10 protein-coding genes are annotated in these 13,156 nt (G+C 50.7%); 5 read left to right on the top strand and 5 right to left on the bottom strand.

Annotated elements, in window-relative coordinates:
- Nucleotides 1–8: 8 nt before the first annotated feature.
- From hutH to hutC, 3 genes are read right to left on the bottom strand one after another with little or no spacing between them, the layout of a single operon-like run.
- The gene (gene hutH / locus MJX74_RS17450) at nt 9–1,544 is read right to left on the bottom strand and encodes a histidine ammonia-lyase (protein ID WP_240224304.1); all 1,536 of its coding nucleotides are present in this window, start codon (nt 1,542–1,544) and stop codon (nt 9–11) included.
- 4 nt (nt 1,545–1,548) lie between these two features.
- The gene (hutU, locus tag MJX74_RS17445) at nt 1,549–3,222 is read right to left on the bottom strand and encodes a urocanate hydratase (RefSeq protein ID WP_240224303.1); all 1,674 of its coding nucleotides are present in this window, start codon (nt 3,220–3,222) and stop codon (nt 1,549–1,551) included.
- The gene (gene hutC, locus MJX74_RS17440) at nt 3,222–3,950 is read right to left on the bottom strand and encodes a histidine utilization repressor (protein ID WP_240224302.1); all 729 of its coding nucleotides are present in this window, start codon (nt 3,948–3,950) and stop codon (nt 3,222–3,224) included. Before hutC ends, hutU begins: the two co-directional genes overlap by 1 nt.
- A 99-nt stretch (nt 3,951–4,049) precedes the next feature.
- On the opposite strand from hutC, the gene hutI reads away from it, so the two are divergent.
- Complete coding sequence (hutI, locus tag MJX74_RS17435; protein WP_240224301.1) at nt 4,050–5,276, top strand: imidazolonepropionase; 1,227 nt, start codon at nt 4,050–4,052, stop codon at nt 5,274–5,276.
- A 62-nt stretch (nt 5,277–5,338) separates the two neighbouring features.
- Nucleotides 5,339–6,868 carry a putative bifunctional diguanylate cyclase/phosphodiesterase gene (locus MJX74_RS17430; RefSeq protein WP_240224300.1) on the top strand — a complete coding sequence of 510 codons (1,530 nt, stop codon included), beginning with the start codon at nt 5,339–5,341 and terminating at the stop codon, nt 6,866–6,868.
- Here MJX74_RS17430 and MJX74_RS17425 read toward each other — a convergent pair.
- Nucleotides 6,855–7,913 carry a formimidoylglutamase gene (locus MJX74_RS17425; RefSeq protein ID WP_240224299.1) on the bottom strand — a complete coding sequence of 353 codons (1,059 nt, stop codon included), beginning with the start codon at nt 7,911–7,913 and terminating at the stop codon, nt 6,855–6,857. The two genes, MJX74_RS17430 and MJX74_RS17425, sit on opposite strands and share 14 nt — an antisense overlap.
- Before the next feature lie 12 nt (nt 7,914–7,925).
- Nucleotides 7,926–8,411 (bottom strand): ribonuclease E activity regulator RraA, encoded by a 486-nt coding sequence (gene rraA / locus MJX74_RS17420; protein WP_240224298.1) that lies wholly within the window; start codon nt 8,409–8,411, stop codon nt 7,926–7,928.
- 169 nt (nt 8,412–8,580) lie between these two features.
- Here rraA and MJX74_RS17415 point away from each other — a divergent pair, with 169 nt between their 5' ends.
- From MJX74_RS17415 to MJX74_RS17405, 3 genes are all read left to right on the top strand, one after another.
- Nucleotides 8,581–10,590 (top strand): putative bifunctional diguanylate cyclase/phosphodiesterase, encoded by a 2,010-nt coding sequence (locus MJX74_RS17415; protein ID WP_240224297.1) that lies wholly within the window; start codon nt 8,581–8,583, stop codon nt 10,588–10,590.
- 55 nt (nt 10,591–10,645) lie between these two features.
- Nucleotides 10,646–11,170: a phosphatase PAP2 family protein gene (locus MJX74_RS17410; RefSeq protein WP_240224296.1), complete on the top strand. Its 525-nt coding sequence runs from the start codon at nt 10,646–10,648 to the stop codon at nt 11,168–11,170.
- A 79-nt stretch (nt 11,171–11,249) separates the two neighbouring features.
- The gene (locus tag MJX74_RS17405; RefSeq protein ID WP_240224295.1) at nt 11,250–13,109 is read left to right on the top strand and encodes a methyl-accepting chemotaxis protein; all 1,860 of its coding nucleotides are present in this window, start codon (nt 11,250–11,252) and stop codon (nt 13,107–13,109) included.
- Nucleotides 13,110–13,156 lie beyond the last annotated feature (47 nt).

Below are 13,156 nucleotides of genomic sequence, written 5' to 3'. Positions count from 1 at the left end.
CTTATAACTCAGAAGCTACATAACAGCTTTTGTGGTAACAGGGCATTTAACTGACGCTGGCGCAGTAAGTTGGCGCTTTGTTCGATATCCGGTGCAAAGTAGCGATCTTCGCCATAAAAACTTACCTGTTCGCGCAGGTAATGTTTGGCTTGCTCGATAGCCGGAGTTGATTTCAGCGGAGCGCGGAAATCCAGGCCCTGGGCTGCTGCCAGATACTCTACTGCTAACACACCCACGGTGTTTTCCGCCATATCGGCTAAACGCCGTGCCGCAAAGGTGGCCATTGATACATGGTCTTCCTGGTTAGCGGATGTGGGAAGACTGTCTACCGAGGCCGGATGTGCCAGGCTCTTGTTTTCCGATGCCAGGGCTGCTGCTGTTACCTGGGCAATCATAAAGCCGCTGTTTACGCCACCGTTGGGCACTAAAAACGCCGGTAACTTACTTAACGTCGCGTCAATTAACAGCGCCATGCGCCGCTCAGATATAGCGCCGATTTCGGCAATCGCCAGCGCCAGATTGTCGGCCGCCATCGCCACCGGTTCGGCATGAAAGTTACCGCCGGATAAAATATCGCCATCATCGGCAAACACCAGCGGGTTGTCGGTAACGCCGTTAGCTTCTACCGCTAGCACTTCTGCAGCCTGACGGATCTGCGTTAAACAGGCGCCCATTACCTGCGGTTGACAGCGCAGGCTATAAGGGTCTTGTACTTTTTCGCAGTTATGATGCGCTTCGCCGATTTCTGAGGTAGCACCTAACAGATGACGATAAATGGTCGCGGCATCGATTTGCCCACGCTGGCCACGGGCCTGGTGAATACGGTCGTCAAACGGGGAGCGGCTACCCATAGCAGCTTCTACGCTCATAGCACCAATAACGCTACCAGCGGCGAATAAGTCTTCCGCTTTAAATAACCCTTCCAGTGCCAGCGCGGTAGACGCCTGGGTGCCGTTAAGCAGCGCCAGGCCTTCTTTTGCTGCTAAGGTTACCGGCTCAAGACCGGCAAAGCCTAAACCCTCACGCGCATCATAAATCTGGCCCTTGTAGCTGACTTCGCCTTCGCCAATCAGCGGCAATACCATATGTGACAGCGGCGCTAAATCGCCGGATGCACCCACCGAGCCTTTTTTCGGAATGCAGGGGTAAACTTCAGCGTTGACCAGTTTAATCAGTGCTTCAATCACAGACAGGCGAATGCCGGAAAAGCCGCGCGCCAGCGAGTTAATTTTCAGCACCATTAATAAGCGCACTGTGCTGTCGTCCATAATATCGCCAAAGCCGGCAGCGTGGGATAACACGATCGAGCGTTGTAGCAGCTCCAACTCTTCGTTTTTAATCCGCGTATTGGCCAGCAAACCGAAACCGGTATTTATGCCATACACCACGCGGTTTTGTTTAATAATATCGGCGACACAAGCAGCGGATTTTTCAATCCCGGCTATGGCAGAGTTGTCGAGGCTCAGTTCAACCGGACCTTGTTGTACCTGGCGTAATTGCGCCAGTGTCAGGGTGCCCGGCACTAAATTCAGTTTAAAGCTCATGTTGTTACTCCGTTACCATAGGTAAATCAAGGCCCTGTGTTTTGGCACAGTTGCTTGCAATGTCATAACCGGCGTCAGCATGGCGCATTACGCCGGTGCCCGGGTCGTTCCATAATACCCGGCCAAGACGCGCCGCTGCTGCGTCGGTGCCGTCGGCCACTATTACCACGCCGCTGTGCTGGCTGTACCCCATGCCCACGCCACCACCATGGTGCAGTGATACCCAGGTAGCACCACCGGCAGTGTTAAGCAGGGCATTTAACAATGGCCAGTCTGATACGGCATCAGAGCCATCAAGCATGGCTTCGGTTTCGCGGTTCGGGCTGGCAACTGAGCCGGAGTCCAGATGATCACGACCAATCACGACTGGTGCGCTTAGCTCGCCGTTTTTGACCATTTCGTTAAACGCCAGCGCGATACGGGCGCGATCTTTTAAGCCAATCCAGCAAATGCGCGCGGGTAAGCCCTGAAACTGAATGCGCTCACGCGCCATATCCAGCCAGTTATGCAGGTGCGGGTTATCCGGAATAAGCTCTTTTACTTTTGCATCGGTTTTATAGATATCTTCGGCATCGCCCGATAGCGCAACCCAGCGAAACGGCCCTATACCTTCACAGAACAGCGGCCGGATATAAGCCGGTACAAAACCCGGGAAATCAAAAGCATTAGTTACGCCTTCGTCTTTGGCCATCTGGCGGATATTATTGCCGTAGTCAGTAGCGACGGCGCCACGTTGCTGCATGGTCAATATTGCTTGTACCTGCACCGCCATTGACTGTTTAGCGGCTTTAACCACGCCATCTTCGTCTGTTTTACGCTGCTCAGCTGCTTTTTCCATGCTCCAACCCTGCGGCAGGTAGCCGTTCAGCGGGTCGTGGGCGGAGGTTTGGTCGGTCACCACGTCCGGCGTAATACCGCGCGCAACTAACTCGGCAAACACATCCGCTGCATTGGCCAACAAGCCGATAGAGGTGGGCTTACCTTCTGCTTTAGCCGCTGCCAGCATCGCCACGGCTTCATCCAGTGAACGGGCTTTTTTGTCCAGATAACGCGTTTTTAAGCGGAAATCGATCCGGCTTTCATCCACTTCACAGGCCAGCATATGAAAACCGGCCATAGTCGCCGCCAGTGGCTGAGCACCGCCCATACCACCTAAACCGCCGGTTAATACCCATTTACCGGCTGCCTGGCCGTCAAAATGTTGTTTGGCGATGGCTACAAAGGTTTCATAGGTGCCCTGAACTATGCCCTGGGTACCGATGTAGATCCATGAACCGGCGGTCATCTGGCCGTACATCATCAGGCCTTTGCGATCCAGTTCATTAAAGTGCTGCCAGTTAGCCCAGGCCGGAACCAGGTTAGAGTTAGCTATCAATACACGTGGCGCGTCGGGGTGGGTCGGGAATACGCCAACCGGCTTACCGCTTTGCACCAACAGGGTTTGGTTGTCTTCCAGCCGGTCCAATACTTCAACAATTTTGTCGTAGCACTGCCAGTTACGTGCCGCACGGCCAATACCGCCATATACCACCAGCGCTTGCGGGTGCTCTGCCACTTCCGGGTCGAGGTTATTCATTAACATGCGTTTGGCGGCTTCGGTCTGCCAGCTTTTAGCGGTGATCTTGCTGCCGCGATCAGCGCGGATCACCCGGCTGTTATCAATACGTGGGTCTGTCATCAGATAGTCTCTCTGCTGCTGGGTAAGGAAAAGTTCAGATGGCCGCCTAAACGATAGCGGCTACCTGGTGAAGTTAAATACGCCAGGCTGACCGCGCCTTCACGGCTAAAGGTACGGCGGGTCAAACGCAGGCAGGGTTCGGCTTTTTTCAGCACTAAATGCTTACAGGTAAAATCGTCCGGCCAAATGGCCTCAACGGTGTGTTCGGCTTCAGTCAGCGGTGCAATAATGCTTAAGTACTGGTGTGGTGTTTGTTGGTTAAAGTCTTGTTTTACGTAGTCAGGCACCAGTTGCGGGCTTACGTAACGAGCCTCCAACTGCAGCGGCTGGTTGTTCTCTAAATGCACTATCAGGGAGAAATACACCGCTTCATTGCGCTTTAATCCCAGCGCGGCAGCAATAATGGTAGGGCAGGGCAGTTCGGTCAGCTGTAACAAACGCGCACTGTAGGCATGGCCACGGCTGTTTATCTCGTCAGCAATATTGCGGATTTCCAGTAACGACGACTGCGACTTAAGTGCCGCAACAAAGCTGCCTACGCCCTGGGTGCGATACAAAATGCCTTGTTCGGTCAGCTCCTGCAGCGCGCGCCGTGCTGTCATCCGGCTGACACTAAACTGCACTGCCAGCTCGTTTTCTGATGGTACACGGCTGTGCTCCGGCCAGGCGGAAATTTCAATCTGGCTGAGCATGTACTCTTTAATTTCGGCAAATTTGGCAACAGCCATAACACCCCCTGGTTTTACTAAATAAAAAATAAGCTAATTTGGTTGTATATACAAGTTGTTGGTGTAAAATTATTTTAAAACCACTTACAGGATGCCCTTATGCAGCAGTTTGATGCTATCTGGATTAACGCCAATATCGCCACCATGACTGACAACGGCAGCGCCTATGGCGCCATTGAAAACGGCGCCCTGGCTATTAAAGATGGCGTAATTGTTTTTGTTGGCACTAAAGCGGATTTGCCGTCATTTGATGCCCCGGCTACCCCGCTGTATGACGCACAGGGGCAGTGGCTGCTGCCGGGTTTTATTGATTGCCATACGCATTTGGTATACGCCGGTAACCGTGCCAATGAGTTTGAAATGCGCCTGAACGGCGCCAGCTATCAGGATATTGCTGCAGCCGGTGGCGGTATTAAAGCTACGGTGGCAGCAACCCGAACCGCCAGCCATGAAGATTTATTCGTGCTGGCCAAGGACCGGCTTAATACCTTGCTGGCACAAGGCGTCACCACGGTAGAAATAAAATCCGGCTATGGCCTCGATTTAACCAGCGAGCAAAAAATCCTTGAAGTTGCAGCTGAGCTGGATAAGCACCACCCTGCCAGCGTACAAAAAACCTTTTTAGGCGCCCATGCCTTGCCGCCGGAATTTAGCAATGATGCTGATGGCTACATTGAGGCTGTGTGCCGGATGCTGCCGCAGCTGCACGCACTTGGGCTGGTCGACGCCGTGGACGTATTTTGCGAGGGCATAGGTTTTAGCCTTGAACAAACACGCAAAGTATTTACTGCCGCTACTGCACTGGGGTTGCCGGTTAAAGCCCACGCCGAGCAATTATCTAACCTGGGTGGCAGCGCCTTAGTGGCACAGTTTGGCGGTTTGTCGGCTGATCATATCGAGTTTTTGGATGAAGCAGGTGTTGCCGCGATGGCCAAAGCCGGCAGCGTTGCGGTACTGCTACCCGGCGCGTTTTACTTTTTGCGCGAAACTCAGCTGCCGCCGATTGCACTGCTGCGCCAATACGGCGTGCCGATGGCAGTTGCCACCGATTTAAACCCCGGCACCTCGCCGCTGTGTTCCTTACCGTTAATGCTGAATATGGCCTGCACGCTGTTTCGTTTAACCCCGGAAGAAGCTTTGCTGGGCGTAACCCGGCATGCAGCCAAAGCGCTTGGCTTAACAGATCGCGGTACTCTGGCGGTAGGGCAACGGGCTGATTTTGCCTGTCATGCCATAAGCCGCCCGGCAGAGTTATGCTACCAATTTGGTGTGAACTCACTTAAACAGCTGATTATTAATGGTAAAGAGATAAATCACCGGCGTTAATCTGCTTTACAAGCTGGTATTTTAGCTTAAGCTAATAGCACTATTTTTGCTGGAGTATCGCTTTGTCTTACCGGCTGCTTGTTACTGGCCTGCTCAGTTGTCCGCTGGCAGCGCAGACATCAGAGTCTTCGTTGCCAATTGTCAGTTTGCTTAGTGGCTTTTTGCTGCTGGCATTTGTTTACATGTTTAAACTGAAGCTGGACATCAACAAGCTACAGAAAGCCAAAACGACCAAAAAAGGCAGCCGGCTTGGCTTCTATTCACTACATGACGATATCAGCGGTTTTCCAAACAAATTCTTTTTACAGCAACAACTGGACGAATTGCTAAAACGGGCGCCTGAGCAGCATTATTCATTGTTACTGATAAAAATAACGCAGTTTGAACAAGTGAATAAGTTACTGGGGCACAGTAATAGCAACCTTATTCTGGCGCAGATAGCGCAGCGCATTAATGACCACCTGGCCGCTGAAGATAAAGCACTGACGTTTGAATTTCGTCAGCAAAAGCCCACCCGTGTATGCCACTTAGGCGGTGTTGATTTTGCTATCTGGGTAGACAGTGACGACAAAGAACATATAGCCGAGTATCTGGCAGATACACTGGAGCGTGCTATTCCTGAACCGATGATAGTGCATGGCTGTGCTGTTGATTACCAGCTACAGTCGGGAATTGCACATTACCCTGAGCATGGCACTCAGCTAAATGAGTTGCTGGAGCGCGCCCATCTTGCACTGCAATATCACAGCTCGTTGCAGGGCAGCAGCCAGGTGTTTAGCACCGACATGCTGCACTACACCAACGACAAATTAACGCTGATGGCAGAGCTGCGTCAGGCTATTACCGAGCAACAACTGGCGTTATATATTCAGCCGCAGGTAGATATGCGCAGCCATGAGGTATTAGCCGGTGAGGTTTACATTCGCTGGCGCCACCCGACGCGGGGTTTGCTGACGCCAGACAGTTTTCTGGCACTGGCAGAAGAAATGGGGGTTATTTACCCGCTGACCCAATGGGTATTAAATGAAGCGGTTGCCATGATCGCCAAACTGAAACAGGCTGGGTTGGTCAGTAAAATTGCGGTAAATATTTCCAGCAAAGATTTATTGCATGACGAGCTGGTTGAAGCGCTGGAGCAGTTATTTGACAAATATCAGGTAGCGCCGGGGCAACTGATACTGGAGCTAAAAGAAAGTGCGCTGGTAGCTGAGCCGGTAAAAGCCATGACAATGCTGCAGCGTTTACATCAGTTGGGTGTAGAGCTGGCGCTGGATGATTTTGGTACCGGCTTGTCGTCGCTGGCATATATCAGGCAACTCCCTGTGCAGTACGTTAAAGTTGACTGCTCTTTTATCAGTGATCTGCATAAATCTGATATGAATGCTGCCATTACCGGCGCCATTATTGATATGGCGCGTAATCTGGATCTGGGTGTGATAGCCGAAGGCGTGGAAGAAGCAGAAGTAGAGCAAAAATTGTTGCGTATGGGCTGCAGCCGTGGGCAGGGCTTTTTTTACTCACGGCCGTTTGAACTCAGTGGTTTTGCCGTATGGTTAAAGCAGTGGCAGCCAGACAAGATTAAATTGCAATAGCCTGATCTTTTTTACCCTGCATAAACGCCAATACCAGCGCCGACAGCACTTGTCCGGCTTCGTTAATGCCAGCGGCCAAACCAGCCGGATGTTGTACCGGAGCCGCTTCTGCCAGATGCAAATACCGGCTGCGGGGTAATTTAGCCAGTTGATAAACAAATAGCTCGGCGGCCTGCACACTGATGCCGCAGTTAGTAAAGGCGCTTACCGGCATCAGACTGATGCTGTCGGTGTCTACTTCAATACCAATGTCGCCATTGCCCAGTACAACATTGTCGATACACTGATCCAACGCCTGCTGATAATTTAATTCCTGACGGACAAAAATTCGCTGATAACTGCAAAATTCCCCGCCAGCTTGTTGTAATTGCGCCAGTGTTGCGGCTGAATTTTTCAGCTCATGCAAACCCAGCACAAAGTAATGTTTTAGCATACCGTCTTGCCAGGCATAGCTAAAGCCGTTGCCGCTGTGGCGGCCTTCAAGCGGCCGAAAATCTGAGTGGGGGTCTAAATTTGCGCAATTAACCTGTTGGCCGCTGGCCTGGCTTAACGCTTTTATTATCGGGTAACTATTATTGTGGCCACCGCCGATGACAACAGGTAATAGGCCGGCGTCAAATATTGTCTGCACCACGGTTGCAACTCTGTGGTCGAGAACCTCAACCAACTGCCGTAACTGGCTAAGCTGCTGTGGTTGTGAGACATCAAAAGTACTGGCTTGCTGTTGCAAGTCGGCACACTGTATCCCGCCCAGCAGTAAAATTTGCCCGGCGGCAATAAAATGATTACTTTGCAGGTTTACAAATTTGCTTAAAAACGCTGTCCAGCCTTTGTCTGCTCCGCCCTGGCCAAGATTTGCCCGGGGGCCGATATCTTCCGGTACACCCAGCAGCACAAAACGGCAGCCTTCAGCTTTGCTTTGTGCCAGTTGTTCAGCCAGGTTTAGCGCCGGATCAGGCAGGTTTAGTGCCTGCCCTAGGCGCTGCTCACCATCACGGATGCTGCAGTACTGGTTAAGTTGGTCGCGGGTAAAGAAATTCAGCATGCCAGTGCCGTTTTATTCAATATCCAGTGCATCTGGCGACATAATAATGCCAGTGCTGTCGGCATACAGATGATCGCCCGGTAAAAAGGTGACACCGGCAAAATTGACCGGCACATCGGTTTCACCGAAGCCTTTATCATCAGCACCCACCGGGATGGCATTAACAGCATGAATACCGATATCGAAATCTTCCAGCAGGTCTAAATCGCGCACACTGCCATAACATACTATGCCTTCCCAGCCATTAACCGCCGCCAGTGACGCCAGTTCAGCGTCAATGATAGCGCGACGGGCAGAGCCGCCTGCATCTATCAGCAGCACTTTGCCAATGCCAGGATCAGTTAGCATCTGCCGTACCAGGCCGTTGTCTTCAAAACATTTGATGGTATGAATTTTACCACCAAAAGAACGTCTGCCACCGTAGCTGGCAAACAGCGGCTCTACTACATCAACTAAATCGGCATAAAGATCACATAATTCAGAAGTGTTGTATTCCATAAGAAGCTCCGGTTGAGAGAAGGTACTGAGCCCACAGTATAGCGCTGACTGGAGTAAGCTCAAACTATTATTATTATTGGTTTTTCGTAGCCTGTAGCATGTCGCATAGTTGTCGTTTTGGCAGGTTGTTTGCTATGGTGATGGTAACCAAATTTACCGGCTGCCCGTAGTGACCTCCGAATTATTTGCCAGGTTTGTTTTGTACTTTACCCAGCTGGGCATAGCATTATTATTGTGTTATTTGCTATGGCATTTCAGCCGGATATACCGGCAGGAATACATCAAGTGCTGGTTTGCCGCTTTGCTTTGCTTTGCCGTATATCAGTCGGCAATTTTGGTCCAGGGCGCTGTGGGGCTGGGGGCTGAAACCGCGATAATCCCCTCTGTATTTCAGTTTTTACTGATCTTCAGCAGCTATGCTTTTGCCATGCTACTGCTACGCGGCATGGTAATGACAAGGCATGACAGGCAGCATTTGTTGTTAAGAGTAAAATTGCTGCCTACTCTGCTATTGCTGGCTGTTATTGCGCTGCTAAGCGTAGTGCCATTTGCAGTAACCGACGCCTTCGCCGGTTGGCAGTTATATTTTCAGTTGTATATCAGGCTGTTATTGATGGGTATTGTGTTGCTGACAGCTGCTGTAGGGTTATGGCAGAGAATGTCACCCACATTGGGGCAGCGGCTGGCCGTGCTTACACTGATACTCTGGGGCTTATTGTATGTTGGCAACGGTATCTGGCTGATGCTGGCAGAACGCCAGGAGGAGTGGAGCTACTGGATCCTGTTGTATAAAAGTGCCGAATTGTTTTTGCTTTGTTGCCTCGGGCTAAGCCTGATTATGTGGCTGCAAGAGCATGAACGCAATACCAACGCACAGCTGACCGAAAAAGCCCACTACCTTAACCGCTACGATCAACTGACCGGTGCGTTAAACCGCGATGCGCTGTTATCTGTACTAAACGACCAGTTGCGGCAGGAAAAGGCAGCACCGTTACATTTGCTGATGCTGGGTTTAGATAAATTTAAAACCGTCAATGAGTCGGTTGGCCTGAAACAGGGTGATGAGATTTTACGCCAGCTGATCCGGCGTTTTGAACAAAGTGTGTTAAAACCGGCATTAATTGCCCGCACCGGTGGTGATATTTTTACTCTGGTTATCACCGATATACACAATGATACCCAGTTGCAGTTTACTATCCGGCATTTACAGCAGTTGGTAGAAAAAAGCTTTGTGCTCGATTGTGGTTCGCTGAAATTAAGCTGCAGCATTGGCTTGGCAAGGTTTCCTCAGCATGCCACCAACGCCGAGCAACTGGTACAAAAAGCCAATATCGCTTTTCATCAGGCCAAACGTATGCAAAGCCGCTGGCTGGAGTATCAGCCCGGTATGGAAGATGAAACCAGCCGCCTGATCAGCTGGGAAACAGAATTGCTGGCAGCGATGGAACATAACCAGTTTGTGTTTTACTTCCAGCCACAGTGCTGTGCACGGAGCAACAGAATAGAGGCCTTTGAAGTGCTGTTACGCTGGCAGCATCCACAAAAAGGCTTTTTGATGCCGGGGCAGTTTTTACCCTTTGTGGAGCAGTTGGGGCTAAACCGGCAACTGGATTTGTGGGTGCTGCGCAAGGCGGTGCTCACAATCAGCCAGTGGAAACAGCAGCACTTACATATTCCGTTGGCGGTAAATATGTCGCCGGTAAATTTTCAGCTTGACGGCCTGAAACGTGAAATCCAGCGGTTATTATTACAGTACAAAGTATCACCGGATCTGCTGGAGCTTGAGATCACCGAAAACACCGCCATGCATGATATGGAAAAAGGCTCAAATTACGTGATGGAACTGCAACAGTTAGGTATCCGCGTATCTATTGACGATTTTGGTACCGGTTATTCTTCACTGGCCTATTTACGGCGTATGCCAATAGACAAAATTAAGATAGACCGCAGTTTTGTGATGGATATGGCCGGTAACGATTCCGATATGATGATTGTTAAAACCATGATTAAGCTGGCACATGGTTTGGGCAAACGTATTCTGGCTGAAGGCGTTGAAACGGCCGTGCAATTGCAACTGCTGCAAAATATGTCTTGTGATGCGGTGCAGGGCTATTACCTGGCCAAACCGCTGACAGAAGCCGATGCCATCGCGTTTTATCGCAGTAAAATGTCATTATAACGTCATAAAAAGCCGTTAGGCTGCGTTTAGTCAGGATAAATGACAGGGCGCAGTTATGTTACTTAAACGTCTGGAGCAATGGGATCACCACTCATTTTGCAGCTTGTTCAGCCGAAGCTCGTCCCGGCAGGCATTTGTCGCCAGCTACTTTTTGTCTAAAACGGCCGACGGCCCGTTATACCTGCTGCTTTGCGGCATTTTATATCTGTTTAACCATACCGATGCTACAGAGTTAACTACGATACTGTTGCTGGCTTTTGCGCTGGAATTACCGTTGTATCTGGTGCTGAAAAATTGCATTAAACGGGCGCGGCCGGCAGATATCTTAACGGTGTTTGGTTATGCCCATATTACCCCTTCTGACCGCTTTAGCCTGCCGTCCGGCCACACGGCCGGTGCCTTTGTGGTCGCAACTACACTGGCCATTTATTTTCCGGCGCTGGCAGTTTTAGCACTGATCTGGGCCTGCAGTGTGGGCTTGTCACGCATTATGCTGGGCGTACATTTTCCGCTTGATGTTATCGCCGGTGCTACTCTTGGCACTTTATGCAGTTTAAGTGCCTATGTTATATACAACTAGTGTTTAGCCGAAAAATAGCCCGCACTTTTATCTGGCTGCGCTATGCTCAACTGAGTTGTTAATAACTCAGGCAGGCAGTATGAATCAGTTACGACAGTTATCGATAAAACAGCGGTTATTTATTAACGGCGGGGCCTTGGTAGTGGCAATGGCAGTAATGTTGCTGATCCTGTTTTATCAAAGTGCGCAGTTAACGTCTCTGGCCAGAACACAGCAATTGGTAGAACAAATAAGTACTGACGTACTGATGTTTCGCCGCCATGAAAAAGACTTTGCTATGCGCACCGATCTTAAGTATCAGCAGCGGCTGAATGATCACTACAGCCAGATGCAGCAACGCGCAACAGAGCTGCAGCAGTTGCTGGTGCAGCACAATATTGATGAAAAACCATTGCAGCAGTTTCTTGGTTTAACAGCACAGTACCAGCAGGCATTTAATCAGTTAGTGGCGCAGCAGCAGGTTGTTGGCCTCACCCCTGACACCGGTATGATGGGAGAGCTGCGCCAAGCGGGGCAGCAGCTTGAAAGCCGCTATGAACAACTGGGACGTGACAACCTCAGTATACTTTTGCTGCAATTACGCCGCGCCGAAAAAGATTTTCTGCTGCGCCGGGATTTAGCCTATCAGCAGCAGTTTAATCAGGTAGTGTTGCAGCTACAGCAATTAGTAGCCGATGACACAAGCAACAAGAGCTTGTTGGACAGTTATCAGCAAACCTTTACCGAGCTGGTCAGCTCAATTCAGCAAAGTGGCCTGGACGAAACTCAAGGGTTAACCGGACAAATGCGCAGCGCTATTCAAAATACTGAAGCCAGCCTTAGCGAGTTGTCTGCGCAAACCAGTGAAGCTATAGCCACTGCGGTTACCTCAGTGCAACGGTTGGCGGTAGGTATTTTTGTTTTGGTGCTGGCGGTAGTGTTGCTGCTGGTAGCGATGACCAGCCGCAGCATATTGCGCCCGGTGCTGGATGTATGTAAAACCATTGGCCTTATTCGCAGCAGTAACGATTTTCGTATGCGGGTTGATGTTGCCGGTAAAGATGAAATGAGCACCTTAGCCACAGACTTCAATGCCATGCTGGGTGATTTTCAGGATTTAATTAAAACGGTTAATCAGGCGCTGGAAATGCTCGATCAGGCCACCAATGAACTGGCGCAGTCTACCGCCGATACCAGTCGCGGCATGCAACAACAGCAAAGTGAAACCGACATGGTTGCCACGGCGGTAACGGAAATGGGCGCTACCATAAACGAAATCGCCAGTAATACGGAAAACACCGCCGCCAGGGCAGAAGCCACTAACCAGAATGCCCAGACCGGCAGAATGGAAGTGCAGCAAACCGTGCAACGTATTCAGCTGTTGTCTGACCGGCTGCAAAATGCCGCCGGGGTAGTATCAGAGCTTGAGCAGGACAGCAAAACCATAGGCTCAGTGCTGGACGTTATTCGCGGCATTGCCGAACAAACAAACTTACTGGCACTTAATGCTGCCATTGAGGCAGCCAGAGCAGGCGAACAGGGCCGTGGTTTTGCCGTAGTGGCAGACGAAGTACGTAACCTCGCTATGCGCACGCAGGAATCAACCCGGCAGATTGAAGCCATAGTAGGCGGCCTGCAGGGGCGTACTAATGAAATTGTCAAAGTAATGCTAAGTTGCCGCGAACAGGGCAGCGAAAGCGCCAGCCAGGCCAATGTGGCCATGCGTTTGCTGGGTGAAATCACTGCAGACGTTAGCAATATTATGGATATGACCACGCAAATAGCCGCAGCAATTGAGCAGCAAAGCCATGTGGCAGCAGAGGTAAATAAGAACGTGGTTAAAATTCGGGACCTTTCAGATGAAACCTACGCTCACGCCAGACAAAATGCGTCGATCAGCGAAGAAGTCGCCCAGCAGGCAGCACGGTTGCATCAAACGGTAGACCGGTTCCACGCCTGAGCCTGCAGCAATATAAACAATACGTAAACCCAAGCCCGTCTTATCAG

Source organism: Rheinheimera hassiensis, assembly GCF_022436675.1.
GTDB lineage: Bacteria > Pseudomonadota > Gammaproteobacteria > Enterobacterales > Alteromonadaceae > Alishewanella > Alishewanella hassiensis.
This window is presented reverse-complemented; position numbering and strand designations above follow the sequence as displayed.

What these genes read in the sequence shown, in the direction of transcription:
- hutC (WP_240224302.1), bottom strand. Translation starts at nt 3,950, where the DNA reads ATGGCTGTTGCCAAATTTGCCGAAATTAAAGAGTACATGCTCAGCCAG.
- hutI (WP_240224301.1), top strand. Translation starts at nt 4,050, where the DNA reads ATGCAGCAGTTTGATGCTATCTGGATTAACGCCAATATCGCCACCATG.
- MJX74_RS17410 (WP_240224296.1), top strand. Translation starts at nt 10,646, where the DNA reads ATGTTACTTAAACGTCTGGAGCAATGGGATCACCACTCATTTTGCAGC.
- MJX74_RS17425 (WP_240224299.1), bottom strand. Translation starts at nt 7,913, where the DNA reads ATGCTGAATTTCTTTACCCGCGACCAACTTAACCAGTACTGCAGCATC.
- MJX74_RS17405 (WP_240224295.1), top strand. Translation starts at nt 11,250, where the DNA reads ATGAATCAGTTACGACAGTTATCGATAAAACAGCGGTTATTTATTAAC.
- hutU (WP_240224303.1), bottom strand. Translation starts at nt 3,222, where the DNA reads ATGACAGACCCACGTATTGATAACAGCCGGGTGATCCGCGCTGATCGC.
- hutH (WP_240224304.1), bottom strand. Translation starts at nt 1,544, where the DNA reads ATGAGCTTTAAACTGAATTTAGTGCCGGGCACCCTGACACTGGCGCAA.
- rraA (WP_240224298.1), bottom strand. Translation starts at nt 8,411, where the DNA reads ATGGAATACAACACTTCTGAATTATGTGATCTTTATGCCGATTTAGTT.